Source organism: Paenibacillus sp. YYML68 (assembly GCF_027923405.1).
Taxonomy (GTDB): Bacteria; Bacillota; Bacilli; order Paenibacillales; family NBRC-103111; genus Paenibacillus_G.
This window is the reverse complement of sequence record NZ_BQYI01000001.1, coordinates 1888472-1913227: the sequence shown is the minus strand read 5'-3', so window position 1 is coordinate 1913227 and position 24756 is coordinate 1888472. Positions and strand designations below refer to the sequence as shown.

Annotated in this window: 26 protein-coding genes and 1 other RNA gene; 14 read left to right on the top strand and 13 right to left on the bottom strand. The window is 53.8% G+C overall.

What is annotated here, in order from left to right; all coding sequences use genetic code 11:
- Nucleotides 1-54 precede the first annotated feature (54 nt).
- The 4 genes from fsa to cshA all read right to left on the bottom strand — a co-directional run bounded on the left by fsa (nt 55) and on the right by cshA (nt 3553).
- Nucleotides 55-711, bottom strand: coding sequence for a fructose-6-phosphate aldolase (fsa, locus tag PAE68_RS08700; RefSeq protein ID WP_281886062.1), 657 nt, complete (start codon nt 709-711; stop codon nt 55-57).
- 42 nt (nt 712-753) lie between these two features.
- Nucleotides 754-934: non-coding RNA, 6S RNA (gene ssrS / locus PAE68_RS08695), on the bottom strand.
- Between the two features lie 89 nt (nt 935-1023).
- Entirely contained in the window at nt 1024-1821 is a 798-nt protein-coding gene (locus PAE68_RS08690; protein WP_281886060.1) for a YesL family protein, read from the bottom strand.
- Nucleotides 1822-1939: 118 nt separating this feature from the next.
- On the bottom strand, nt 1940-3553 hold the full coding sequence (cshA, locus tag PAE68_RS08685) for a degradosome RNA helicase CshA (protein WP_281886058.1): 1614 nt from the start codon (nt 3551-3553) through the stop codon (nt 1940-1942).
- A 256-nt stretch (nt 3554-3809) separates the two neighbouring features.
- Between cshA and PAE68_RS08680 the strand changes: the two genes are divergently transcribed.
- From PAE68_RS08680 to PAE68_RS08670, 3 genes are all read left to right on the top strand, one after another.
- A complete protein-coding gene (locus PAE68_RS08680) occupies nt 3810-4343 on the top strand; it encodes a DUF4178 domain-containing protein (RefSeq protein ID WP_281886056.1) in 534 nt (177 codons plus the stop codon).
- Nucleotides 4344-4407: 64 nt separating this feature from the next.
- A complete protein-coding gene (locus PAE68_RS08675) occupies nt 4408-5139 on the top strand; it encodes a DUF4247 domain-containing protein (RefSeq protein WP_281886054.1) in 732 nt (243 codons plus the stop codon).
- A gap of 276 nt (nt 5140-5415) precedes the next feature.
- Complete coding sequence (locus tag PAE68_RS08670; protein WP_281890973.1) at nt 5416-5610, top strand: hypothetical protein; 195 nt, start codon at nt 5416-5418, stop codon at nt 5608-5610.
- Between the two features lie 26 nt (nt 5611-5636).
- On the opposite strand, the gene PAE68_RS08665 is transcribed toward PAE68_RS08670, so the two are convergent.
- Nucleotides 5637-6800: an MFS transporter gene (locus PAE68_RS08665; protein WP_281886052.1), complete on the bottom strand. Its 1164-nt coding sequence runs from the start codon at nt 6798-6800 to the stop codon at nt 5637-5639.
- 166 nt (nt 6801-6966) lie between these two features.
- Between PAE68_RS08665 and PAE68_RS08660 the strand changes: the two genes are divergently transcribed.
- Nucleotides 6967-8157: a putative glycoside hydrolase gene (locus PAE68_RS08660; protein WP_281886050.1), complete on the top strand. Its 1191-nt coding sequence runs from the start codon at nt 6967-6969 to the stop codon at nt 8155-8157.
- A gap of 78 nt (nt 8158-8235) precedes the next feature.
- Here the strand turns inward: PAE68_RS08660 and ung are convergent, their stop codons facing one another.
- A complete protein-coding gene (gene ung, locus PAE68_RS08655) occupies nt 8236-8922 on the bottom strand; it encodes a uracil-DNA glycosylase (protein WP_397378450.1) in 687 nt (228 codons plus the stop codon).
- Between the two features lie 13 nt (nt 8923-8935).
- On the bottom strand, nt 8936-9142 hold the full coding sequence (locus PAE68_RS08650; protein WP_281886048.1) for a DUF3906 family protein: 207 nt from the start codon (nt 9140-9142) through the stop codon (nt 8936-8938).
- Nucleotides 9143-9266: 124 nt separating this feature from the next.
- Between PAE68_RS08650 and PAE68_RS08645 the strand changes: the two genes are divergently transcribed.
- Nucleotides 9267-9716, top strand: a complete 450-nt coding sequence (locus tag PAE68_RS08645) for a peroxiredoxin (RefSeq protein WP_281886047.1) — start codon at nt 9267-9269, stop codon at nt 9714-9716.
- An 84-nt stretch (nt 9717-9800) separates the two neighbouring features.
- On the opposite strand, the gene pfkA is transcribed toward PAE68_RS08645, so the two are convergent.
- The 4 genes from pfkA to PAE68_RS08625 form a co-directional block, all read right to left on the bottom strand.
- Complete coding sequence (gene pfkA / locus PAE68_RS08640; RefSeq protein ID WP_281886045.1) at nt 9801-10769, bottom strand: 6-phosphofructokinase; 969 nt, start codon at nt 10767-10769, stop codon at nt 9801-9803.
- 58 nt (nt 10770-10827) lie between these two features.
- A complete protein-coding gene (locus tag PAE68_RS08635; protein WP_281890969.1) occupies nt 10828-11853 on the bottom strand; it encodes a tetraprenyl-beta-curcumene synthase family protein in 1026 nt (341 codons plus the stop codon).
- Nucleotides 11854-11890: 37 nt separating this feature from the next.
- Nucleotides 11891-12493, bottom strand: coding sequence for a hypothetical protein (locus PAE68_RS08630; protein WP_281886043.1), 603 nt, complete (start codon nt 12491-12493; stop codon nt 11891-11893).
- A gap of 66 nt (nt 12494-12559) precedes the next feature.
- Nucleotides 12560-12874, bottom strand: a complete 315-nt coding sequence (locus tag PAE68_RS08625) for a hypothetical protein (RefSeq protein ID WP_281886041.1) — start codon at nt 12872-12874, stop codon at nt 12560-12562.
- A 171-nt stretch (nt 12875-13045) separates the two neighbouring features.
- On the opposite strand from PAE68_RS08625, the gene PAE68_RS08620 reads away from it, so the two are divergent.
- From PAE68_RS08620 to PAE68_RS08610, 3 genes are all read left to right on the top strand, one after another.
- Nucleotides 13046-14434 carry a multi antimicrobial extrusion protein MatE gene (locus PAE68_RS08620; protein WP_281886039.1) on the top strand — a complete coding sequence of 463 codons (1389 nt, stop codon included), beginning with the start codon at nt 13046-13048 and terminating at the stop codon, nt 14432-14434.
- Nucleotides 14431-15639: an MFS transporter gene (locus tag PAE68_RS08615; protein WP_479684789.1), complete on the top strand. Its 1209-nt coding sequence runs from the start codon at nt 14431-14433 to the stop codon at nt 15637-15639. Before PAE68_RS08620 ends, PAE68_RS08615 begins: the two co-directional genes overlap by 4 nt.
- Nucleotides 15640-15774: 135 nt before the next feature.
- The gene (locus PAE68_RS08610; RefSeq protein ID WP_281886036.1) at nt 15775-16449 is read left to right on the top strand and encodes a nitroreductase family protein; all 675 of its coding nucleotides are present in this window, start codon (nt 15775-15777) and stop codon (nt 16447-16449) included.
- Nucleotides 16450-16683: 234 nt separating this feature from the next.
- Here PAE68_RS08610 and PAE68_RS08605 read toward each other — a convergent pair whose 3' ends face one another.
- Both PAE68_RS08605 and PAE68_RS08600 read right to left on the bottom strand, forming a co-directional pair.
- Nucleotides 16684-16881 carry a cold shock domain-containing protein gene (locus tag PAE68_RS08605; RefSeq protein ID WP_281886034.1) on the bottom strand — a complete coding sequence of 66 codons (198 nt, stop codon included), beginning with the start codon at nt 16879-16881 and terminating at the stop codon, nt 16684-16686.
- Between the two features lie 90 nt (nt 16882-16971).
- Nucleotides 16972-17682 (bottom strand): class I SAM-dependent methyltransferase, encoded by a 711-nt coding sequence (locus PAE68_RS08600; RefSeq protein WP_281886032.1) that lies wholly within the window; start codon nt 17680-17682, stop codon nt 16972-16974.
- A gap of 221 nt (nt 17683-17903) precedes the next feature.
- Here PAE68_RS08600 and PAE68_RS08595 point away from each other — a divergent pair, with 221 nt between their 5' ends.
- From PAE68_RS08595 to PAE68_RS08570, 6 genes are all read left to right on the top strand, one after another.
- Nucleotides 17904-18137: a hypothetical protein gene (locus PAE68_RS08595; protein ID WP_281886030.1), complete on the top strand. Its 234-nt coding sequence runs from the start codon at nt 17904-17906 to the stop codon at nt 18135-18137.
- Nucleotides 18138-18412: 275 nt separating this feature from the next.
- Nucleotides 18413-19231: a TerC family protein gene (locus PAE68_RS08590; protein WP_281886028.1), complete on the top strand. Its 819-nt coding sequence runs from the start codon at nt 18413-18415 to the stop codon at nt 19229-19231.
- Between the two features lie 169 nt (nt 19232-19400).
- Entirely contained in the window at nt 19401-19583 is a 183-nt protein-coding gene (locus tag PAE68_RS08585) for a hypothetical protein (RefSeq protein ID WP_281886026.1), read from the top strand.
- 227 nt (nt 19584-19810) lie between these two features.
- Nucleotides 19811-21601 (top strand): oligoendopeptidase F, encoded by a 1791-nt coding sequence (gene pepF, locus PAE68_RS08580; protein WP_281886025.1) that lies wholly within the window; start codon nt 19811-19813, stop codon nt 21599-21601.
- Between the two features lie 83 nt (nt 21602-21684).
- A complete protein-coding gene (locus PAE68_RS08575; protein WP_281886023.1) occupies nt 21685-22068 on the top strand; it encodes a LapA family protein in 384 nt (127 codons plus the stop codon).
- A 123-nt stretch (nt 22069-22191) separates the two neighbouring features.
- The gene (locus tag PAE68_RS08570) at nt 22192-24744 is read left to right on the top strand and encodes a beta-propeller domain-containing protein (protein WP_281886021.1); all 2553 of its coding nucleotides are present in this window, start codon (nt 22192-22194) and stop codon (nt 24742-24744) included.
- The last annotated feature ends 12 nt before the right edge of the window (nt 24745-24756 follow it).

Sequence of the window (24756 nt, the reverse complement as noted above, 5' to 3'; positions counted from 1 at the left end):
GAAAGGACGGCTGAGATATATTTGAAACGTTTAAATTTATTTAATCAATTCGTTCTAAAATACCGATTGATTCGCGCCTTCCCAATCTTTCAGGAAACGCTCGATCCCTGCATCCGTGAGCGGATGGCGAGCCATTTGCTGAATAACCTTATAAGGGACAGTCGCGATATGCGCGCCCTGCAGAGCTGCCTCAATGACGTGAGTCGTCGTGCGCACGCTTGCGGTAATAATTTCGGATTGGATGTCATGAATGGTGAAAATTTCGCTAACTTCCTTAATCATGTTCATTCCGATCTGATTAATATCATCCAGACGACCTACGAACGGAGATACATAAGTAGCGCCTGCACGTGCCGCCAGCAATGCCTGTGTGGAGCTGAAGATCAACGTAACGTTCGTCTTGATGCCCAGCTTCGCAAACTGGCTCGTCGCCTTCAGGCCGTCCTCAGTCATCGGCACCTTCACAACGATACCGTCGCCTAGCGATGCCAGCTTCTTACCTTGCTCCACCATCTCATCAGCCTTAAGACTGATCACTTCAGCGCTAATCGGCATGTTGCCGACAATCGCCGAGATTTCCTTCACCGTTTCGAAGAAATCACGGCCTTCCTTGGCGATCAGCGAAGGGTTCGTCGTTACACCTGCGATAACGCCCAGCTCGTGCGCTTTACGGATCTCTTCTACGTTGGCTGTGTCAATAAACAGCTTCATTTCCTACATCCCTTCCTATGTATCGGTAATAACGAGCATAACAAAAAACCCGCATATGCCGTCCGGTTTAGTGTTTCAAACCCGCTCTCGCAGGTGGGTGTCCGCAGAATCGGTTTTGAAGTCCCTTTTCGAGGGCATGTCAGCAACGATTCGATGTAGGTCTCCCGTGAAACAGTCATTGGTTCAAAACAACTTTAAACCGAAACGAACATCGCAGGATCTTGTTGTACTTACATTATAGTCGACGACAGCTTGAAAGTAAACCTTGAGCCCCATGTCCATTGATGGAACTTGTGACAAATGTAGAGAGTCTTATTTAACGTCCGGTGTGTCGTTCTTACGAGGCTCAGCGGCCAGCGCGGCCTCTGGCTCGGACAGCTCATCCGACTCTTCCTCATCGTCTTTCTTGTCGAGCGCCTGCTGCTGCTCCTGGATCTTACCGAAGATCAGATTGAAGTGCCAGAACGACACGATCGCAACCATGCTGCCCATAAAGAACGGAATGAGAAACGTGAACACGAAGAAGCTAACATACATGACAGCTCCATTCAACACGATCATGGAGATAGAGCGAATCGGGCTTCCTATTGTAATGAGGAGCGCATTCTTCACTATCTGAAGCGTCTTCATATGCAGATGCGTCAAGATCGAGAAGAAGTGGAACATGGAGATCAGCAGCAGCACCGAGATCGACATCACCAAGAATCGCAAAATGCCGAACAGCCCGCCTTGATTGCCATAAAACTGAAAATTAGCAACGAGCACCGCGACCAGCACCATATAGATGAGTCCGCCCAGCATCGCTTGTACGAAGTTCGCCTTATAGCCGCGGAAGAACGTCTTGATGAGCGGGACATCCTCTTCCCCTGTCAGCCACTTCCGAGCGACACTAAACATCGCAGCTGTCGACGGAAACAAGGTGAACGGCGATACGACCGCCATCAGAAATAATGTCTGATACACCATATCCACGTTAGCCGGACTTAGCAGCGCGAGCCCTAATAGAAAGAAAGGGATGCCACATATAACCCAAAGCACATTAATGACAGACAGCCTCATAATCCATTCGGATATGCGGTATAGTCCGCCCATAATTCCTCGAAACTCCAAGCTCAGCGCCTCCTTCTGTATGTGCTTTATTATAGCGTATTTTGCCCTCGTTAGGTAGCGCATATAAAAACAACAAGCAAGCGCGCGTTAAGCGGCTTGCTTGTTGGCCAATCCTATCTTACACAAGCGTCTCTTGGTTAGAACGGCTCGAGCTGTTCGATGGTCCGCTGCTGCGGTTCTCACGGCCCTGCTCCGAACGACCGCCGCGATACTCGCGATTGCCTCCATCACGGTAGCCGCCACCACCGCCGCCTTCACGGCGTCCATCACGACGGTAGCCGCCACGGTCTCCACCGCGGTCACGATCGTAGCCGCCACGGTCGTTGCGACGAGCACCGCCTGCTGTGCTGTAAGGACCACCGGATGGTCTGCGACCGCTCGAACGGACGTCTGGACGACGCTTCTTCGCGCGGATCGGATCCTCTGGCGTAAGCTCGATGTCCACGACCTTCTTGTCACCGCCAGTGAGCATCTTCAATGCTGCAGCAAGTAAGTGTACAGAGTCGTGCTGCTCCAGGAGCGTGATCGCAAGTCCCTTAAACTCATTGTGCTCATCGTTCTGAAGCACTTCGAGCACGCGCTCAGCTGTCAGCTTCTGCTTGCCCTCGATCGCTTCCGCGAGGCTAGGCATCGGCTTGCGGGCAATGCGGTGACGCGTGATTTTCTCAATGAAGTGCAAGTGATCGATCTCACGCGGTGTAACGAACGTGTACGCAACGCCTTCCTTACCTGCACGACCTGTACGACCAATACGGTGTACATAGCTTTCCGGATCTTGCGGAAGGTCGAAGTTAATAACGTGCGTCACGCCTGACACGTCAAGACCGCGAGCCGCTACGTCAGTCGCTACGAGCACATCAATGCTGCCGTCGCGGAACTTGCGCATGACGTTGTCACGCTGGTTTTGGGACAAGTCGCCGTGCAAGCCTTCTGCCGAATAGCCACGCTTCTGCAGCGCCTCGGACAGCTCATCGACGCGGCGCTTCGTGCGGCCGAAGATGATAGCCAAGTCCGGTGCTTCCATGTCGATCAGTCGGCATAGCGCCTCGAACTTTTGACGCTCATGAAGCTCGATATACGCTTGCTCGATCAGCGGCGCGCTTACCTGCTTCGGAATGACCGAAACATGCTCCGGGTTCGTTAAAAACTGCTGAGCAAGCTTCTGAATGTTAACCGGCATCGTAGCCGAGAACAGCATCGTCTGGCGATTTTCTGGAACGAGCTTGAGGATCGACTGAATGTCGTCCATGAAGCCCATGTCGAGCATTTCATCCGCTTCGTCGAGAATGACGGTCTGTACATCGTCAAGCTTGATCGTCTTACGGTTGATATGATCGAGCAAGCGTCCAGGCGTACCGATAATAATTTGCGGCTTCTTACGCAGGCCGCGAATCTGCTTCACGATATCTTGACCGCCGTAGATCGGCAGGGAGCGAATGCCTTTGAAGCGTCCAAGCTTCTCAATCTCCTCACCAACCTGAATGGCAAGCTCACGCGTAGGACACATGATGAGCGCAACGATCCGTTCTTCCTTAATGTCGATCTTATTAATGAGCGGGATGCCGAAAGCAGCGGTTTTACCAGTACCCGTTTGTGCCTGACCGATGAGGTCGCGACCTTCCAATGCAACGGGGATAGCCTTCTCTTGGATCGGAGTCGATTCCTCAAAGCCCATCTCTGTAATGGCACGCAACACCTTCGGCTCAAGTCCGAATTCATTAAAGTTTTTCAATTGTTCAATCTCCTTTGTACTTTGGGTTCTATTATTATCTGTACCCTTAAGTGCGACTCCTATCTCTCTGTATTACTCTCTTCATGAAACACTTTCGAGCTGTGTCAAAATGAACAGTCAAGGCCGTACTTAAGAATATCTTTAGTAGTATAACACAAGGGAAGCTCATATTCCAGAAATGTTCAATTTGAAACCTCGACTTCTTGAACATCGTAACTAATACATCATACACGAATTCGAAAAGGAGCGACGGCACATGACTTTGTGGAAGAGAGCGCAACAGATCATCAATGGCAAGAAGCCCTTACCAGACGTTAAGAACAGAGAGCCACTTGAGGATACGCAGGTCGGCGACATTATATCCATGGAGCTCGAGGAATATGTCGTGTCCGGCAAGCTGTCCTACTACGATCAAGGCTATGCCCCGCATCGCTTCGCTTATTATTTGCAAAACGGCAAACAAATTTCATGCTTGCTTGTGGAAAAGGGACGCGAGTACGAATGCTTCGCCTGCGAGTTTGTCGAAGGCTCGCTGGATGACCCCAATGATGTGCCAACACAGCTAGACCTTGGTGAGGGAAGCTTATACAGCCTTGAATATTACCGCGAGGATACGTTGAGGTCAGAAGGCCGCACTGACTTCCGTTCGAACGACCGCGTTATGCTGTGGCGGTATGCAGGAGCAGGAGGACGGTATTTCTTCCTCCAGTGGCAGGACGGTAAATATGTAGCAATGGAAGGCGTGCATACGCCCGCAAGCCAGCTACGTTTCATGAAATCGGCCGAGTAGAGCCATAATGAATATATCGGCCAAGCTTGCGCCGAATCGTGCAGACTCGGGAGGCGTTCCATTAATGAAACGAATGACCAGATGGCTTGCGCTGCTGCTCACGATCTCGCTGCTTGTGGGCTGCGGCGATTCCGGCCATTTTATCCGAGACAATTACTCGTTAATCGATGTGCAGGGTCAAGGCGACAGCTCAGCTAAAATATACAGTGTCTCGGGCAAGGACGTCCCGGCGGTGGCTAACGAAATTGCAGCCGCTGAGCCGCCGCAAGAGATGAGCAAGGAATCAGACGAACGCATGTTCCTCATCTATGACCACCGGATGATTCACGTCCAGGACGATCCGAACAACGACAATACGACGCTCGTCGAAGTCAATTCGATTGCCTACGTAAGGGAGCACTACGATTCGTCCTTCCTGCAAGGATACATGACAGCCGTCATGCTGCAGTCCGTCCTCGGAGGAGGCTGGCTCGGCAGCAGGCGCGGAACCGACTACAGAGGCTACACCTCCACCCGCAGATATGACGATTATGGCAAATACCAAGCGGCGCCGTATTCCGGCTCTGCTGGCGGCTCTGCGGGCGCTCCTGCAAGGAAGCCGACCGACGCTCCACCGGCGACTACCAATCGTCGAGGCAGCTTCACGCAGCCGGCGAAGCCTGCACCGACAGAAGGACAGACGGGCGCTGTTCGGCGCAACGATGGCTCCACTCCGAACTACAGCAAAGCACCGACCGGCAGCGGTAGCACGAAACCGAGCACGACGCGGCGCACCGGCTCCTTCAAGCGACGCTAAGTAGCAGCGGCCTAGCTCATCAAGCTGGGCCTTTTTCTTATGCGCGCGTATATATGAAACTTTCCCCGCATATGCTGGTGACGGTAACAGTACGCTTTGAGCTCGCCGAGCTGCAGCTTGGACTCCACCATTTCCGCAAAAGTCCAATGTCAACTTTCGCAAACTATGTTATAATGAAAATGTTCTACAAATTCATAGTGCTGAACGTTCCTCAGCTTTACCTGTGTTACTCGAAAGTCGCTCCTGAGCTCTCAACATTAGATGGCGGGAAGGGTGATGCTTGTGGAAACCGTAAAGCTTGCGAAGATTGTCATGAAGCTAACGCCTGAATTGTATCCATTCCTCAAGCAACACGAGCTTGATTCCGAAATTGTGCTGCGCAACGGCCTTGCCGCATTGAAGGAGCAAGACGCCATGGAAATTATTCAGTACAGTATATCCGAGTACCAAAAAGAAACCCATCTTCATTAGAAGATGGGTTTTTCTTTTTTCACCTATTAAACAGCGGGATCGTTGTGCTTGCGCAAGTAGCTGTGCGTCCCGAGGAACAGCACCGCAGATACAGCCGCGAAGACCGCGCCGATGTAGTACATCGCATCTCCTCCGAGCCAATCCTTCACATACCCGCCGGCGTAGCCCCCCGTAATCCCTGCTAGACCAAGGAAGATCATCGCCAGCAACGACTGGCCTGTCGATTGGAGATGGCTAGGCACGAGCCGCACCACATATTGCACAGCGGTAATCCAGAACACGGCGAACGTGATGCTATGTGACGCCTGAAGCATCATGAGCATGAACGGGTCGTCCAAATACCCATACAGAAACCATCGCACCGTGTATAGAATCGACACGACACCTAGCAGCGCCAGCTCGTGAAAGCGTGTCAAATATCTCGCCAGCAAGGCGAGCGTCGGAATTTCACTACCTGCGGCTAGCGCCCAAGCCCAGCCGACCATTACATCGGTTGCGCCCAAGTCCTTCATGTAGAGCGCCAGCAAGGAATCATTCATCCGGTGCGGCACCATCAGGATGAAGACGAGGAACAGAAACCAGACGAACTGCTTATTCTTCAGCATTTGACCGAAGGCGCTCAAGGAAACAACGGCGTTGCCTTCCCCTTTCTCATTACGGGCGAGGAGCAGGAAGAGGAACGGAAGCAGCCAGATCCCCCAGTACAAGTAAGCGATATGATCAATTCCACCTATGACATCGAGCAAAAAGCCTGTGGACATCGACAGCAGCATAAAGCCGATAGAGCCCCATAACCGGATCGAGCCGTACGTAGCATCCGCACGCTGCGCGACGCGAATCGAGAGTGTGTCCAACAACGGCTGTGATGAGAGTAAGAAAAAGTAAAGCAGCAGCATAAACATAAACAAGAAGGTGTAGCTGGTGGAGCCGAATATGCCGAAGCTTGACAATAATGTCATCGCCCACAGCGAGAATACGATCGTCTTGAGCGCCTGATACCTGTCGCTGATATACCCCCACATCGGCTGGGCAAATATCGTAATGAACGGACCGATCATCATAAGCAGACCGATCTGCGCCGAGGTGTAGCCGCGAGCCTCCAGATAGATCGGCAAGAACGGATTCAACACGCCTGTCGTCGCATAAAACGAGAAATTGAGACCTCGCAATGACCAAAGCTGTTTGTTCATCATAACCTTCCTTCACTAATATGTACTTCTCCATTTCTCAACAGCAACTGACAGCCTTCACGTGATTGCATCAGCCTTCGTCAAATTCCATCAAACCGAATCTATCGAATTCAGCTCAACTCTATTATAATGAAAGAATCCTATACGGCAAGGAGAGACGATCATCATGGAACTCATATTGGCCGCATTCCTTATGGCCTGGGGCGGAGTCAACGCCGAGCAGCCTGGCCTCACGGTTGAGCAAGTCGCTCAAGCATCACTTGATTCGAAGAATATGACCGCCTCGCAGCCTCAAGGCGTTGCTGCTACCCCTGCGTCGAATCCGGGTGATCCGCTGCTGCCGCTTACGAAGCTCGACCCTCAGCCGGACGCGCCGAAGGTGAAGGGCATCTACGCCACTGCACACAGTGCAGCAGGCGCACGCATGAGCACGCTGCTGAAGCTACTCGATGAGACCGAGCTGAACGCCATGGTCATTGATGTGAAGGATGACTGGGGCTACATTACGTACAACACCGGCAACCCAACATTGCTCGCCATGGATACGACTAAGAAAATTATTCCCGACATCAGCAAGCTGATGACGACGCTGAAGGAGCATGACATCTATCCGATCGCCCGCGTCGTCGTATTCAAGGACACCATCCTTGCGAAGAAGAAGCCGGAGCTGTCGTTCCAAAATCCGGACGGCACCGTATGGGGCAATAACAAGAACCCGTCCGACAGCTTCGTCAACCCGTATCAAAAAGAAGTGTGGGACTATAACATTGAGGTAGCCAAAGAAGCAGCCAAGGCTGGCTTCAAAGAAATTCAGTTCGACTACGTCCGCTTCCCGGAAGGGTTCGAGAAGCGTGCCGATATACTGTCCTATTACAAGGATGAACGGTCACGCATTCAGGCTGTTGCCGAATTCGTCAAATACGCCCACGAGCAGCTTGCACCGCTCGGCGTGCGCGTGTCCGTCGATATATTCGGATATGCCGCTTCTGTACCAGCTGCGGAGGGGATTGGTCAAGATTTCCAGAAAATATCTCAAAACGTCGACGTCATCTGTCCGATGATCTATCCGAGCCATTACACGACGGGCTGGTTCGGCTCCAAGGTGCCTGACGCAGCGCCCTATGCAACGATCGCAGGCGCGACGAAGGATACGCATAAGAAGCTTGAGCCTCTAGGTGACATAAAGCCTGTCGTCCGACCTTGGATCCAGGACTTCACCGCAAGCTGGGTGCCGGGCTACATCCGCTATGGCAAGCAGCAGGTCGAGGACCAGATTCGCGCGCTGAACGACAACGGCGTCGAGGAGTTCCTCCTCTGGAACGCAGTCAACACGTATACGCCTGGCGTGAACTACTAGCGAGCAGCAACACAGTAGCGTCAGCGCATCAGAACAAGCCTCCGAACGAATACGTCGGCAGGCTTGTTCGGCGTTATGCTATATCGTGACATCAGCAGGCAGCTGCCAGTTGATCGGAGCAAGTCCTTGACGAAGCAAATATTCGTTCGTCCGCGAATACGGCTTGCTGCCGAAGAAGCCTCGGCGCGCCGACAGCGGACTCGGATGGGCGGAGCACAGAACGTGGTGACGGCTGCGATCGATGAGCGGAAGCTTCTTCTGCGCATGAGCGCCCCACAGCACGAACACGACCGGCTGCTCCCTCTCGTTCAGAAGCGTTATGATCCGATCTGTAAATGTTTCCCATCCTAGTCGCTGGTGCGAGCCCGGCTCCCCGTCCCGTACCGTGAGCACCGTGTTCAGCAGCAGCACACCCTCGCTCGCCCAATGCACAAGACAGCCGTGCTCCGGCATCGGCAAGCCAAGATCGCTGCCCAGCTCCTTGAACATATTGCGCAGGCTAGGTGGCAGCACGACTCCCGGCATGACGGAGAAGCTCAGGCCATGCGCCTGTCCTGGTCCGTGGTATGGATCTTGGCCGAGGATGACCGCCTTCACCCTCGAGTATGGCGTCAGATGCAGCGCTGCATAGATGTGCTCCTGCCGCGGGTATACGGCATGGCGATCATATTCCTGTGCCAGCCTGAGCTGCAGCTCCTCATAATAAGGCTGCTGCAGCTCAGTCTCCAGCAATCGCGCCCAGTCAAGCGTAGGCTCCAGCATCATCAGGCCGCACCCCTTATACGCCGGGGTCCAGAACGTAGCCGGAGCCCTTCACCGCACGCTTCTTCTCGATGATCGCTGCAGACTGCACATCAGGTGTCTTCACATAGAAGCGACCGATGAGCTCCTCCAGACTGTCGAACGCCTGCTCATCCGTCTCCGCCATAACGACGAGCTGCACACTTCTGTCCCGCAGTTCTACTTCCATTCTGTACAAATACATGAGCATTCCTCCTAGGATGTATCGTCATTAATGAGAATTATTATCACCTAGCTTGCTGTACACGCACTACTCATTATACAATAAACGGTATCATGGCTTCGAAAAGAAAGGTGTGTTCATACCTATGCTTCCATTAGGCAGCGCAGCACCCGCCTTCACGGCAGACAGCACCCAAGGCACCATTAAGCTGGAGGAGCATCTTGGCAAGCGCCCGATCGTTCTCGTCTTCTATCCGAAGAACGAAACCCCCATCTGCACACAGCAGCTGTGCGCAGTACGCGATTCGAAGGAGCAATACGCTGCGTACGATGCACTCGTGCTAGGCATTAATCCGGCAAGCACGGAGGCCCATAGCAGGTTTGCCTCGCGCTTCATGTACGACTTCCCGCTCATCAGCGATAAGGATGATACGATTCGCCAGCTGTACGGTGTCGGCCAGCTGCTGTTCGGCTTGCTCGGCCAGCAGCGGTTCGTCTATGTGATCGGCCGAAGCGGACGCATTATTTTCGCGCAGAAGGGCAATCCACCAACAGAGAGAATGCTCGCCGCGCTGAAGAGCGATCAAGGAGCGTAAGCATTGTATTGGGGCGCAGACTGCATATATCAGTAAGAGCGGAGTTCGATCTGATGAACTCCGCTCTTCTTGCTTCGCTGCTGCTTACTGGGACAGACGCTTCGCCAGGTTGTACAGCTCCATATTGAATTCCTTCTTCGTGTGCACCACTTGATCGATATCCGTCAGCACGAGCTCGCCGCGAATGATGCCGCATGCTTTGCCAGACTCTCCAGCAATGAGGCTGCGAACGGCAAAATCGCCGAGGTTGCTCGCAAGAACACGGTCATTGTGCGTCGGCGTGCCGCCGCGCTGAATATGACCAAGCACCGTAACACGCGGCTCGATGCCGTTGCGCTCTGTGATACCCTTCGCGATGTCCTCGCCCTTGCCGACGCCTTCTGCGACAATGACAATACTATGACGCTTGCCTAGTGCGAAGTTCTCCGCCATCCGGTTCGAGATCTCATCCAGATCGTAATCAATCTCCGGCACGAGAATCGTCTCTGCGCCGCTCGCAAGACCTGCATACAAGGCGATGTCTCCGCAGTGACGGCCCATAACCTCAACGACCGACGAACGCTCATGAGAGCTCATCGTGTCGCGCAGCTTGTTGATCGCATCGACCACGATGCTGACTGCTGTATCGAAGCCGATCGTGAAATCGGTGAACGGAATGTCGTTATCAATCGTGCCCGGCAAGCCCATCGTCTTAATGCCGAGCTTGCTCAGCTTGTTCGCGCCCTGGTACGAGCCGTCTCCGCCTACGACAACGAGTCCGTCAATGCCATGCTTGCGCAGGTTGTCTGCGCCGAGCTGCTGGCCTTCCGGCGTCAAGAACTCCTTGCAGCGGGCCGTCTGCAGAATGGTGCCGCCGCGCTGAATAATATCACCTACGCTTCGCAGGTCCATCTGACGAATGTCATCGTTAATGAGTCCGGCGTAGCCACGCTGAACCGCGTACACCTCAAGACCGTGATACAGACCACTTCTCACGACAGCGCGCACCGCCGCATTCATCCCTTGCGAATCGCCGCCGCTCGTCAGAACAGCAATTTTTTTCACTGACATCATCCATTCCTCCTAATCGTTATCGCCTGTCTGTAATAAGATCGCAATGAGTCGGCACCTCTTACGAAATCGTACGAATCCAGACACTATTCACTAGAAAAAACAGGCGCATCCATGGACTGCCCTTCATGAGTCGCCTGGAAACCCGCTTCACCTGCTGCTGCCTGCTTACCTTCGGATCAGATAAGTACAGAGCTAGCAGTCCTTCTATAATCATCCGATGAAAGGCAGCGTGTGCAATCGATTGCGAACGACGCTTCGCCTCACCGACAATATACTCGATCCTCTCGACGGTAGAATCCATATTGGCATAATAGCTGCAAAAATTCAAATCGCCGCCAATCCGGTCTTCCTCTTGATCGATCAAGTAATCCAGCAGTATGTGCAGACTGCATATGTATGGGAAATAAGCCTCGTGAATCGAATGAATCGTCTCCTGCTGCAGCTTCTCCTCTGAGGCAGCCAGGAACAGCATGAAGACACCGAGCGTCGACCCTGTCGCTGCCGCAAACTCGTTCCACGCGATCGTATCGTACTTCGACTGATGCTCCGCCCACCAATCGAGCAGTGCCTTCTCCCGGTGATCCTTATGGATATGCTTGTACACCTGCAGGTCGCAATATAGACCGACTAGCTCCTGTACACGCTCAGCGACAAGGACATAAGACGGGAGCAGCCTTAGCGATGCCTGGCATGTCTTCACCAAGTCGTTCAAGTAATCCGCGTCCTGCTTCTCCTCACGGAACTCGTAATAATCGTGCAGCGTGGCCGCCGGATTGACCGCATCGAGCATCGATTGATGGAGCCTGCGGAAGTCAACAGGGTCGAGCGATGTGCTGCGGTCGCACAGATTATCCAAATAATCGCTGATCGTCTGAAAAGCGACAATAAGCGGTATGAGCACATGGCGCATCGATGGATGTGCCGCAGCGTACACACACCCGCCAATACAATGAAACTCCTTGGTCGTCATACTCTGCAGCGCCTGTGTGCGCAGCTCCGGGTCCGGCATCGCTTCCGCCCGGCTGCGCCAATGCTTCAGCTGCTCCCGCACGCCCGGCAGTACATACCGGTATACGCGGGTCATCAGATGTAGCGGACTGCGCGGAACAGGTAATGGACTCCTATAGGTTGTCAAACAAGCTGCCTCCTCCACTGTTCGCGTAGCAAGCTTGGAGCAGCGTCAAGATCTCCTCACGCTGCAGCTCCTTCAGCAGCTGCTCGGCGTTCTCGTCACGCGCCTTCGTCACCTGCAGGCGGACGAGCTCACAGAAGCCGATCGCGTCGGGACGATCGCGCTGCGCCCAGCTGCGAATCGCTTCTCGGAGCGAAACGCTCGCGATGTTATCCCAGCTGTAATCTGCTGTCCACTTGGCGCAAGCAGCACCCCAAGCCGTCTCGGCCGGGTGCCCGCCTGCCATGCGGAACCAGTAGTCTGCATTCGAATAGTCGCCTTCCATCCGATGCATCATGCCATGCCAGTAGCTGCCCTCACGCGTGTGCAGCTGCTGGGACAGCTCATGCGAATCGTCCAAGCTTTCATTCCATACATGTAAGCCCGCCTTCACGGCGATGGCGAAGCTGCGCTGCTCCTCCCCGAAGCTGTCCGTAGACAGCTTCGAGATCTTCAGATCAATCAAGTCATCCAGCTCTTCTGTCGGATACAGCGAGGGCCGGTGATTCGACAGCTGCGCAGCAATGCGCCCAAGGCTATCACTCCAAGTCACGCTATACGTACCTCCCGATTCAACCCATAGCTGATCATGCGCTGAGCAGCGAGCTGCTGCCAGCGGTTAATGATGTGCACGGGCATCCATATCCTGATTGACGCGGAACCACAGGTGAAGCTCATTAATGGTACTAGCCAGATCGGCAATCTCACTATTCAGCCGGCACGATTCCCGGAAGTTATCCTCTACGTTCAGCTGGTTCTGCTTCTGAATAATGACACGCTCCAGCTGCTTCACCCGATCCGGGATCGTACCGCGTATTTCTTCCCAGCGCAGCAATATGGAAGCCTGCTCCCGATCCGAATATTCCTCGAAATCTCTATCCAGCTGCGGAAGCGGAATTCCGAGCCGTTCGTTCCACACGAAGATCTCCGTCATGCTGTCGGAACACCACCTTAACGCGATCTAAGGACGCGTATTTGCGCACTTATTTTATTCTATTAATGTATCAGAAACGATGATCGTGTTCCAGTAATTCGCAAATTTTTTTGCGCCCCGCCGAGCGGGATCGTGCTATAATGTTAAGACTGTATGAAAAGAGGGACTGCTATGCGTGATGAATCAGAGCTTCAACCGAACGGCGTAACGTTCAGACAGCTGCTCGCTTTCTTCCTCCCGCTCGGTATAGCCGCGAGCCTCGTGACGATCAGTCACGTCATCATCAACAGTACGCTGGCCCGCTCGGTCCAGCCAGAGCTCATCATCGCAAGCTACGCGCTGCCGATGAGCATACTGGCTATCACAGAGCGCCCGGCTGTACTGCTGCGGCAGACGTGCTCGGCACTCGTCCGAGATCGCATCTCCTTCCGGGCGATGCAAATCGTCAGCCTATACGTCTTCGGCGCAGTGCTGGCGATAGGGGCGCTGATCAGCTATACGCCGATTGGACCGTGGATCTTCACCCATCTGTTCGGGGCAAAGCCGGACATGATCGATCCGATGGTTGACGTTTACCGAATCTTAATGTTCGTCAGCATTTTTTCTGGTATTCGATGCTTGTATCACGGTGTTATCATTTTCAATATGCGGACCAAGTGGCTGACGATCGGCATGGTTATTCGCCTTGTCGGCATGTACGCGCTGTCGCTGTACTATATTCACACGGGTGTTAAGAGCGGAACTGTCGGGGCCATCATATTTTTGACTGGCATGATGATCGAGGCGGCCGTCAGCTTCTGGGAAGGACGAGCACTGCTGAAGCGCGACATTCCCGAGAAGAAGCCTGAGCATGAGATTGAGAAGCCAGGGCAAGTGTTCAAATTTTATAAGCCGCTCCTCTACTCGTCCGTCATTGCGGTCATTATCGGTCCAGCTATTAACGCATTTCTCGGCAAAACGACCGATATTCAGCTTTCCATTGCCGCCTTCGCAATTGCGGCCAGCTTGACGAACCTGGTGACGAGCTTCTTCTCGTACATTCATCAGATCGTATTGAACTTCTACCGGAAGGATGCCCGGACTGTCGTTCGGTTCGCTGCGATGCTAGCCTTCATTCCGGCGCTGCTCCTGTCGCTATTATCGTTCACGGAGCTCGGTCCGTGGTTCATGTCCAGCGTCATAGGCGTGAACGAAGCGCTAATGCAAGCGTCACTGCAGACGCTGCGCGTGTTCGTGCTGCTCACGCTTATATTCCCGTGTCTAGACTTCGGCAACGGCTTGCTGATGCTGCGAGGTCAGACGAAGGCGATGGTCTGGTCACAGGCTGCAAACGTGTGCACGACCCTTGGCGCGCTCGTCGTGTGCATCTGGCTCGCGCCGGGCTGGAACGGCGCCATCGGCGCGCTGGCGCAATCGCTGGGACTGCTTGCAGAAACAGCCGTCGTCTGGTTTATAATTAGAGAAACGAGCCGTTCCGGACTCGAGCCTTCCGGCTTCAGCCTTCAGCGGCAGCAAGCACGAAGCGGTGAAAACTCACAAGAATCGAGTGATCAATCATGAGCTCTGACACAGCCTCACAAGCAGCTGGTAGCACCAGCGTCACGAGCTTGACAAATCGACGCGACGACGCGCTGCTAAGAGGCTTTACCTTTTCCATGTTCACGATGATGGCCTTGATGGCCTCTTATTTCCCACTCTACTTCCAGCACATCGGTTATAACACGCTGCAGATCGGTCTGATCTTCTCGATCGGGCCGATGATCGGCATCGTGTCCAACCTGTTCTGGGGCTTCATGAGCGATAAATATCGTACGGTCAAGAAGATCATCATCCTTATCGTCTTCGGTCAGCTGCTCGTATCGGCCTTCCTGTTTCAGGTCGACAGCTTCGCGCTGCTGATGATCACGATGAGCTTCCTGTTCTTCTTCCAGCAGCCGATCATCTCGCTTAATGACAGCCTCACATTGCTGACGATCAGCGGTACGAAGAAGAGCTACGCCTCCTTCCGCGTGTGGGGCTCGATCGGCTTCGCGGCGGCGGCGCTCGGCTTCGGCATGCTGCTGAGGTCGCTTGGCACTGATTGGACGCTATGGCTAGCTGTCGGCAGCTTGTCTGTCACGTTGCTTCTTGCGCTTCTGATCAAGGATGCTCGGGACGCGAAGGTGACGAAGCCTGATTTCTCCGGACTGCTGCCGCTCGTTACGGCGAAGCCGTTCCTCGCCTTCCTCGTCATGATTCTCATCGTCTCGATGTCGCACCGGATGAATGACAGCTTCCTCGCGCTGTACATGCAGCATCTCGGAGCGAATCCGACGCTGATTGGCTGGGCGTGGATGGTCTCTGCGCTGAGCGAGATTCCGATCTTCTTCCTGCTCAGCAAATACGGTCATCGGTTCAAGGAGCTCCCGCTGCTGGCTGTCAGTAGCCTCGTCTATGCTCTGCGCTTCCTGCTGATGAGTCAAGCTCACGATCCGATGTGGATCGTTGTCATTCAAGCGCTGCACTCGTTCTCGTTCGGCATCTTCCTGTTTACAGGCATCCGTTACATTCAGGGAGCGATCCCCGACCAATACCGCGCAAGCGGTCAGGCGGTGTTCGCGATTACATGGTCAGGACTTGCCGGCTTGCTGAGCGGAGTAACAGGCGGGTGGATATTCAATGAGCTGAGCCCTCAGCTCATGTATGAAACGGCATCGTTGCTTGCATTCTCAGCGATGGTCGGGTTTATCGGTCTGCATTATCGGAACACGCGCTCTGGCGTATAGCTGGGCGGTGTTCTTTTTTTTCATCCATCGTATGGTTGTCATTCGGGTCTGTCGCGCATATAATGGTTAGTAGCTATTAGAACCAAGTACTAATTATAAGCTCGTAGCCTTGCTATATCGGAGAGGATGAGAAGGATGACGGAAGTGACTGCGACCCTGAATACCCAATACGAAGCATTCAAGTCGGTGCTGCTCGATCGGAGAAGTGTTCGTAAATATACGGACGAGCCGGTATCGGTGGAGCACATTCGGGAGCTCATTGACTGCGCCCGTTACGCCCCTAGCGATACGAACTCACAGACGTGGGAGTTCATTGCGATCACGAACCGAGAGAAGATTAAGGAGATCGAGGAGCTGACGTGGCAGGAGCTGCATCGACGCGCAGGTGAAGCGGAGCAGCGTGGCTTATCAAAGGAAGCGCGACTACTGACCAAGTCGTTCGGCCCTTATGCGACCGCCTTCTCGAACGCACCAGTGCTGCTCATCTGTCTCGCCACACCATACGCCTCGAAGTTCCGCGAGCGCATCTTCGATCCAATCGAGCTCGTAGAGGATGCGGTATGGGAGGAAGAAGGCATCAAGAGCAGCTGTCTAGCTTCGCAAAACTTGATGCTGGCCGCGCACGCCCTCGGACTTGCGACGTGCCCCATGACCGGACCGGTGCTGCTTGCACAGGATCGTCTTCGTGAATATTTGAGCATTCGTCCAGAGTGCCAGATTAATATGGTGATCGCCCTCGGTCACCCTGCTGAACGGCCTGCCCGACTGCCGCGCAAGCCGGTGGATGACATTTTGCACATTGTTGATTAATGGAGAAGCAATCGGATCCGCACAGCCTGTCTGCGTCATGCACGCAGTCGGGCTGTTTCCGTTAAACGGGGGTGAACGAGGTATAGCGATAAGCATAGCAAAAAGCGGTTCATGAGAGACGCTCTCAGAACCGCTTCATGTGAAGTGATCTTCAGCCAGCATAAGACAACTACCCGACGATCTATAAGTTAAACCTGTTGCTATGCAGCACAGGAATCGCAGTTAGTTTGAATCTTACAGCTTGAATACGTTAGCAGCTTGTGGACCGCGGTTGCCGGATACGATCTCGAACTCAACCGATTGTCCTTCTTCCAACGTCTTGAAGCCATCGCCTTGGATTGCGGAGAAGTGTACGAATACATCGTCGCCACCATCAACTTGGATAAAACCGTAGCCTTTTTCTGCGTTAAACCATTTTACTGTACCTTTCAATGAAAACAACCTCCTAGATGTATCGCCATCAAGGGCGAATAATTCGAGTATATCACCATCTATAGCATAAATCAACTCATCTTCCTCTATTCAGCGCCTCACCTGGAAAATGTGTACAGAGCCCGGAATAAAGGGTAGCTGCGACGGAATGAGCGAGCATCGGAAGCCCTCTTCTGTCAGCTCGGACATGAGCCGATCGAGCTCCGGATACCGCTCCCATAGCAACGTCTGAACCGGATATATGCGCACCTCTCCGTCCTGCCGGCATATGCGCAGCAGCTCACGCAGCGACTTCAGATGGAATTCGTAATCGAATTGCTTATCATATAAGAATAAGAAGTGACTAACTAACACCAAGGAGAACGTCTCATCGGGATATGGCAATGCAGGCAATGCCGCCGCTATGTATATGCGCTCTTCTGATGTGCATGATGCGGCATAATGTGCGCCGAATCGATCTAACGAAGCGATACGACCTTCGCGATGCTGCTCGATGCTGCCATAATACGACCAGTCGAATTGCTCCTTCAGCTGATCCAGCTTCGCCGTCGAGCTCTCAATCTCGCGTCTGCCGTGCTCCACGATCGCTTGCGGCTCCATCGCATAGAGCGGGTCCACCGCTCTCACGTCACAGCCCCGCGCCCGCGCATCAGCGGTGAATGAAGACGCACCTCCTGCGACATCCAGCACCGCACCTGTCTGCAGCTCCGTCTCCTCCAGTGCAAACATTCGCACATACTCCTCATACCCTCTGCACGTCATCGCGACGCCAATCTGCTCGTACCTGTGCTCGTGATTCATCGATCACACTCTCCTCTTCTCGGCTCATCTCATGACATTCTTTGCACTCAAGCCTCCAGCCGCCCTCTGGCAGCTGCTGAAGCTTACAGGGCATCGTAGCACATATTGCCATTTTTAACAATACGAAAATTTGCATTTCCTGCTCAGGTGCGGTATCATATCGCGGATAGAAGTCTGCCGCCAACGCCGCAGCTATTTTGGCTCGAAATGAGGTTATGCCCGTGATTAAGAAGCACACTGTATACAAGAAGGACAAATGGAACATGGTTAACGTCGAGGTACACGGCAAGCAGCTTGTCGTCCGCGTCATTACGGATCAGTGGGGTGAGGAATGCCAGACGTTCTTGAGCCGTCCAGAGATGATGCATTGGGTGAATGAACGTTACATGAAGGAACAATTTGACGGTACCGAAGAAGAGAGAGCTGCTGTTCTCGAGGCGTTCCGGGAAATCTAACAATTAATAATAAATACTTGCTTGACGTACGCGTTCATCCATCGTTATAATGAAACCAATTACATAAGATGCCTCCAAAGGGGAGTAGCTGGTACAGTAAAGTCGTCAATTCGGGTGCGATCCACCCCGGCTTTATTGGCAACTTGATAGTTGTTAGCAAGACCTTTGCCTAAAGCAGGCTAAAGGTCTTTTTTGATGGAAAAAAATACCTTTTCACTGCTTTAGGACAGGTTCATTTTTATGTAGAACTTTATTGAACTAAAGGAGTGAGCGTAATGGATTGGTTAACCCCGGAATTTCTACTTGCCTTGTTGAACATCATCGTCATTGACCTCGTACTCGCCGGTGACAACGCCATCGTCATCGCGCTGGCAGCCCGCAACCTTCCGAAGGACCAGCAGAAGGGCGCAATCATATGGGGTACCGTCGGAGCGGTCGTCATCCGGATCATCGCAACGGTCGCCGTCGTCTGGCTGCTCAAGCTGCCTGCCCTGCTCATCATCGGTGCCGTGCTGCTCATCTGGATCGCCTACAAGCTGCTTGTCGAGAACAAGGAAGATCATGCGATTGAAGCGAAGAGCCGTCTGACCGATGCGATCAAGACGATCATTATCGCCGACGCAGCGATGGGCTTCGACAACGTCATCGCGGTAGCAGGCGCCGCTCACGGAAGCTTCACGCTCGTTATTCTCGGTCTCATCATCTCCGTTCCGATCATGGTATGGGGTAGCACATTGTTCCTCAAGCTCATCGACAAGTTCCCGATCATCATTACGATCGGCTCCGCTGTTCTTGCTTACACGGCAGCGAAGATGCTTACCGAGGACAGATTGGTCGTCGACTACTTCCATGCGAATCCAGTTGTCAAGTGGGGCTTGATTGCCATTATCGTGGTAGGCGTCATCGGCGCAGCCTATTGGAAGAAGAAGTCCGACGCCGTCGTCAAGGTTACAGAGAACGGCAGTCTCTCGATCCCTGTCGGACTTGAGAAGGAAGCTGACATCAAGCCTTCCGACAGCTTCACAGCTAGCCGTGACGAGAAGGGTCGCCTTGTCTTGCATAAGTCACAGGTGACGTCCCAAGGACATCATTAATCACAACAATCGCCATTTAGCCTGTTTTCCTGATTAGGAAGACGGGCTTTTTTTCACCTAACAGAGGAAAATAAAGGCGAGTCGCGAACCATATACGTGAAGGTAAGCGGTCTCTTCAGAGGATGTTATAGAACCCTCGGAGCCAGTAATTTAAGGAGGAAAAATAAGCATGTCAACAACGATTGTTACATTTATTATATTATCGTTCTCGTTAGCGCTGGTGCTCATCATGAAGAAGGACTCCCTGCCCGCGGGTGTCAAAAGACCGCTGGCGATCATCGCTCTCGTCATGATCACCTTCTCGTTCGTGCTCCTGCTCTACTCCCTCTTTCATGCGGGAGCGGCCGGTTAGACTTCATCGTCTGGAAGCTCTATACTAATACATAAGCTGCGCTCCGGTCATACTAACCTGTAGTTTTGACCCGACACAACGACACAACTCTCTCACTTGGAGCGTGAGCCGTAATGCGGTGGATTCCACTATGGCTGTGCGGCATATTGAGCGCTACGCTCATCGTGTCTCCAGCCGCCTGGGCGGATCAGACCGCCACACCTAATCATTCGTTGAGGAGGCCCCCCATGAATCAATTGTTGAAGCGCAGCGAGGTGCCAGCTGAGCACCGCTGGAATTTGGACGATCTATACCCGAGCCGTGAGGCGTGGGATCGTGAATATCAGGACGTGTTGAGCAAGCTTCACGACATCAAGAGCTTCGAGGGCAAGCTGAGCGAGCCTGCCGCGATCAAGCAATGCTTCGAGCTGGAGGACGCGATCTCCCTTCAGATGGAGCGACTGTACGTATATGCGAATATGAAGCACCACGAGGATATGGCAGATTCGGCTTATATGGCCTTGTCCGACAAGTCGAAAAAGCTGAGCGTCGAGGTCGGCGAAGCGATGTCGTTCATCTCCCCTGAAATATTGAGCTTATCCGACGAGCAGCTGCAGAAGCTGGTCGCTGATCCAGAGCTCGCCTTCTATAAGCGGACGCTCGAGGAGATGATTCGTCAGAAGCAGCACGTGCTCAGCAAGGCGGAGGAAGCGCTGCTCGCACAGGTCGGCAATCTGTCGCAGGCGCCGAGCACGATCTTCGGCATGCTGAACAATGCAGACTTGAAGTTCCCGAAGGTCAAGAATGAGCAAGGTGAAGAGGTCGAGCTGACCCACGGTCGATACATACAGTTTCTCGAGAGCCTCAATCGCGAGGTGCGCAAGGAAGCGTTCCAGGCGATGTACGCGACGTACGCGAAGCAGAAGAACACGATAGCCGCTACACTTGCTGCGAACGTGACGAAGAACATGTTTTATGCCAAAACACGCAAGTATCCGTCCGCACTCGAAATGTCGCTGTACGGCGACAATATCGATAAATCGGTGTATACGAACCTGATTGACACGATTCACGAGGCGCTCCCGCTCATGCACCGCTATATGGAGCTGCGCCGCAAGCTGCTCAAGGTCGATCAGCTGCATATGTACGATCTGTTCGCCCCGCTCGTCGACGAGTATAAGCTCGAGATCAGCTATGACGAGGCGAAGTCGATGGTGAAGGAAAGCTTGAAGCCGCTCGGCGAGGCGTACTTGGACGTGCTGCAGGACGGCTTCGACAACCGCTGGATCGATGTGTACGAGAACGAGGGCAAGCGCAATGGCGCGTATAGCTGGGGTGCATACGGCACTCACCCTTACGTGCTCCTGAACCATAAGGACAACCTGAACAGCATGTTCACACTCACCCACGAGATGGGCCATGCGCTTCACTCGTACTTGTCCGACACGAACCAGCCTTACCGGTACGCGCAGTATACGATCTTCCTCGCTGAGGTCGCGTCGACGCTGAACGAAGCGCTCCTGATGGAGTACATGCTGAACAAGTCGACCGATCCGAAGGAAAAGATGTACCTGCTCACCTACTACATGGATCAGTTCCGCACGACCGTGTTCCGTCAGACGATGTTCGCCGAGTTCGAGAAGATCATTCACGAGAAGGCCGAGCAAGGCGAGTCGCTCACACCGCAGCTGCTCAGCGAAGTGTATTACGGCCTCAACAAGCTCTATTACGGCGAAGAGATGGCGGTCGATCAGGACATCGAGATGGAATGGGCGCGCATTCCCCATTTCTACAACAGCTTCTATGTGTATAAATATGCGACTGGCTTCTCCGCCGCGACCAGCTTTGCGAAGCAAATTCTCGAGGAAGGCGAGCCTGCTGTCGAGCGTTACCTCGGCTTCCTGAAGAGCGGCGGCAACGACTACTCGATTAACATCCTGAAGAAGGCTGGCGTCGATATGTCGTCTCCAGAGCCGATCAAGCAGGCAATGAGCGTGTTCAAGGAGCTTCTGGATGAGATGGAAGCATTGACGAAATAATAGGGTCAGGGGCTGAATCGGCATTGCCGGTTCAGCCTTTTCACGTTATGATGAAGGGGTAACGGAAGGAGGCGAGCTTACGGATGAAGAGCCAATGGATGCTGATTTTAATACTCATATTTGCACTGCTGACGGCCATATTCGCCGTTACGAATGTCGCGCCTGTGCGAGTCAACTTTATTTTCACACAGACGGACATCCCGTTAATTCTGGTCATCCTGAGCTCGACATTGCTCGGTGGTCTGATCGCGGCGCTGCTCGGTATGCTGAGACACTTCAAGCTGACGCGCACGATCAAGCAGCTGGAGCGGCGACTTGACGAGTCGGAGCGCAGCCTTGAGAGCTACCAGATCGCTGAAGCGGCACAAGTCACGACTGATGCATCGGCGCTGCCCGAGCCCTCTGAGACGGCCCAGCCTGGTTCAGGTGAAGGCACAAGCGGTACGCCATCGTCGGACAAGCTGTAAGATGAAGCGCTTTCCTTTTAATTGAGGAAGGCGTTTTTAATTGCAACCTTTTGGCATCGCGCTGCGTCTTAAGGGTAACTTGAACGATACAGCACCATTCATATAATGAGGAGGAATATAATCGTGAACAGGTCCAAAAAATTAACGGCCTTCCTGCTGGCCGCAGCCTTGCTCGTATCGGGTGCGCCTGGAACGGGGATGCTGCCTGTGGCGGAAGCTGGACAAGACATTGGTCTCAAGCTCAATGGCGAGGCGGTTCCGTTCAACAGCAAGCCGAAGCTGATCGGCAGCACGATGATGGTGCCGCTGCGGGACGTAGCGGAGGCGCTCGGGGCAGCTGTTGTCTGGAATGAGTCAGCCCAGACGGCTACAGTGACGAAGGGCGAAGCGGCGATTCAGCTGACGGTGGACAGCACGGCAGCGTTCCGGAGCGGAGCAGCGGTCGAGCTGCCGCAGGCACCGGTCATGCAGGACGGACACCTGCTCGTTCCGCTGCGGTTCTTCAGTGAATCGTTCGACTTCAACGTGTATTGGGACGGAGCGAACAAGGTCGTCAGCATCGTTGATGCGGACAAGAGCTTGCCGACTGTAGGCTCGCTGGCGAGGCTCGAGGAGCTGCTGAAGGAAGCGAATGAGCGAGGCGGCGGGTTTAGACTTATGACAAAGGGCCAGCTTGCAGTCGCCGAAACAGCCGTACAAGCTGCACCAGCAGCCGGCGCAGCCAAGATGTCCGCGGATGCGGTGTCGAATGCCGTGCCTACTTCAGCAGCAGGCTCAAGCGGAGCCAGCTATTCCGGCACGAACGTGCAGGTGCAGGGCGTCGATGAGGCCGACATTCTGAAGACGGACGGCCAGTACATTTACCATGTCAACCGTGATCGGGTGCTCGTCACCTCGGCTGTACCAGCGGACAAGATGAGCGTCGTCGGGTCGGTCTACTGGAGCGATCCGAACTTCCATCCGAGCGAGCTGTATGTGGATGGCAATCGGCTCATCGTGCTCGGCAGCACGTATTATCCGAGCATAAGCGTGTATCCAGCGGAGAAGCCTATGTCCTCCACAACGAAGCCGCTGAGCACAACTACAGATACGACTGCGGTTGCGGAGAAGAAGCCAGTTCTGGAGAAGATCAACATTAAGGTCATGCCAACCGACGATTCCATTCTCATTGACAAGGCGTTCACCCTCCCTGCCTTCGACCGTTCAACGACGAAGACGTATATTTACGAGCTCGACGATCGCAGTCAGCTGAAGCCGGTGCGTGAGGTCGAGCAAGAGGGACATTACGTATCGTCGCGTAAGGTCGGCGATTCGCTGTACGTCATTACGAACAAATATTTGGATACGTATTGGCTGATGGGCGCTAAGCTGGAGGGCACGGATAAGCTAGGGGCAGCCATGCTGCCAGAATATCGTGATTCCGCGCTAGGCGAGCATTTCAATAAGGTCGGGCTTGAGGATATCCGCTACTTCCCGAATTCGATCGAGCCGAACTACTTGCTCGTTGGCGGTCTGAATGTCGCAGATCCGGAGCAGAAGCTCCACGTATCGGCTTATCTCGGCTCCGGTCAGCACATCTACGCTTCCCGGGAGCATCTGTACGTAGCTGCGAATGAGACGGTGCAGACGAACCCGCTCGCGGCCACATCGATGCCAGCGCCGGACGGAGGCAATGGCGGCCTCATGCCGCCGAACTGGACGCCGCCTGAGTCGTCTACAGCGATCTACAAGTTCGGACTCGACCAAGGCTTCGTTCGCTACGTCGGACGTGGCAAGGTTCCGGGGACGCCGCTGAACCAGTTCTCCATGGATGAGCATAACGGTCACTTCCGCATCGCGACGACCAAGGGCAACATGTGGCGCAATGATGAATTTACGTCCAAGAATAACGTCTATGTGCTTGACTCTTCACTGGCAACCGTAGGCAAGCTGGAGGATCTGGCACCGGGAGAGCGCATCTACTCCGTCCGTTACGTGGGCGATCGGGCGTATATGGTCACATTCCGTACTGTCGATCCGCTCTTCGTCATCGATTTGGCGAAGCCGACAGCTCCTGCTGTACTCGGTCAGCTGAAAATTCCGGGCTACAGCGACTACCTGCACCCGTACGATGAGAACCATATTATCGGCTTCGGCAAGGACGCGATTGAAGTGAGCAGCGGCGCTCCTGCGGGCTCTGGACAAGATACGATCGCGCTTCATCAAGGGATGAAGCTGGCCATGTTCGACGTCTCTGATGTCAGCAATCCGAAGGAGCTGTTCAAGGAATCGATCGGCGGGCGAGGAACACACTCGGAGCTGCTGCACAACCATAAGGCGCTGCTCTTCTCCAAGGAGCATAACCTGATGACGTTCCCGGTTACCGTTCATGAGATTCAGGACCCGAGCAAGGCTGACCCGCATGCATACGGCGCATTCGAATTCCAGGGCGCTTATGTGTACGGCGTCGACTTGAAGCAAGGCTTCCAGCTGCGCGGCAAGGTGACGCATCTGACAGACGACGACATGCAGCGTGCAGGCAAGTACTGGTATAGCAGCGATCGCAATATTGAACGCTTGCTCTACATCGGCGACGCGCTCTATTCCGTTTCACCTGACAAGATTAAGGCGAATCGTCTGAGCGACCTGAACGAGCTAGGCGCTGTCACACTTCCGACATGGACACCGAAGAGATAAATACTTTTTGAG

Bases quoted from the DNA above. Each gene is read 5' to 3' on its own strand.
- PAE68_RS08620 (WP_281886039.1), top strand. From the start codon at position 13,046: ATGCGTGATGAATCAGAGCTTCAACCGAACGGCGTAACGTTCAGACAG.
- PAE68_RS08625 (WP_281886041.1), bottom strand. From the start codon at position 12,874: ATGACGGAGATCTTCGTGTGGAACGAACGGCTCGGAATTCCGCTTCCG.
- PAE68_RS08575 (WP_281886023.1), top strand. From the start codon at position 21,685: ATGAAGAGCCAATGGATGCTGATTTTAATACTCATATTTGCACTGCTG.
- PAE68_RS08680 (WP_281886056.1), top strand. From the start codon at position 3,810: ATGACTTTGTGGAAGAGAGCGCAACAGATCATCAATGGCAAGAAGCCC.
- PAE68_RS08675 (WP_281886054.1), top strand. From the start codon at position 4,408: ATGAAACGAATGACCAGATGGCTTGCGCTGCTGCTCACGATCTCGCTG.
- PAE68_RS08670 (WP_281890973.1), top strand. From the start codon at position 5,416: ATGCTTGTGGAAACCGTAAAGCTTGCGAAGATTGTCATGAAGCTAACG.
- fsa (WP_281886062.1), bottom strand. From the start codon at position 711: ATGAAGCTGTTTATTGACACAGCCAACGTAGAAGAGATCCGTAAAGCG.
- pfkA (WP_281886045.1), bottom strand. From the start codon at position 10,769: ATGATGTCAGTGAAAAAAATTGCTGTTCTGACGAGCGGCGGCGATTCG.
- PAE68_RS08665 (WP_281886052.1), bottom strand. From the start codon at position 6,800: ATGAACAAACAGCTTTGGTCATTGCGAGGTCTCAATTTCTCGTTTTAT.
- PAE68_RS08585 (WP_281886026.1), top strand. From the start codon at position 19,401: ATGTCAACAACGATTGTTACATTTATTATATTATCGTTCTCGTTAGCG.
- PAE68_RS08650 (WP_281886048.1), bottom strand. From the start codon at position 9,142: ATGTATTTGTACAGAATGGAAGTAGAACTGCGGGACAGAAGTGTGCAG.
- PAE68_RS08590 (WP_281886028.1), top strand. From the start codon at position 18,413: ATGGATTGGTTAACCCCGGAATTTCTACTTGCCTTGTTGAACATCATC.
- PAE68_RS08635 (WP_281890969.1), bottom strand. From the start codon at position 11,853: ATGACCCGCGTATACCGGTATGTACTGCCGGGCGTGCGGGAGCAGCTG.
- ung (WP_397378450.1), bottom strand. From the start codon at position 8,922: ATGATGCTGGAGCCTACGCTTGACTGGGCGCGATTGCTGGAGACTGAG.
- PAE68_RS08660 (WP_281886050.1), top strand. From the start codon at position 6,967: ATGGAACTCATATTGGCCGCATTCCTTATGGCCTGGGGCGGAGTCAAC.
- PAE68_RS08610 (WP_281886036.1), top strand. From the start codon at position 15,775: ATGACGGAAGTGACTGCGACCCTGAATACCCAATACGAAGCATTCAAG.
- PAE68_RS08645 (WP_281886047.1), top strand. From the start codon at position 9,267: ATGCTTCCATTAGGCAGCGCAGCACCCGCCTTCACGGCAGACAGCACC.
- PAE68_RS08600 (WP_281886032.1), bottom strand. From the start codon at position 17,682: ATGAATCACGAGCACAGGTACGAGCAGATTGGCGTCGCGATGACGTGC.
- PAE68_RS08615 (WP_479684789.1), top strand. From the start codon at position 14,431: ATGAGCTCTGACACAGCCTCACAAGCAGCTGGTAGCACCAGCGTCACG.
- pepF (WP_281886025.1), top strand. From the start codon at position 19,811: ATGAATCAATTGTTGAAGCGCAGCGAGGTGCCAGCTGAGCACCGCTGG.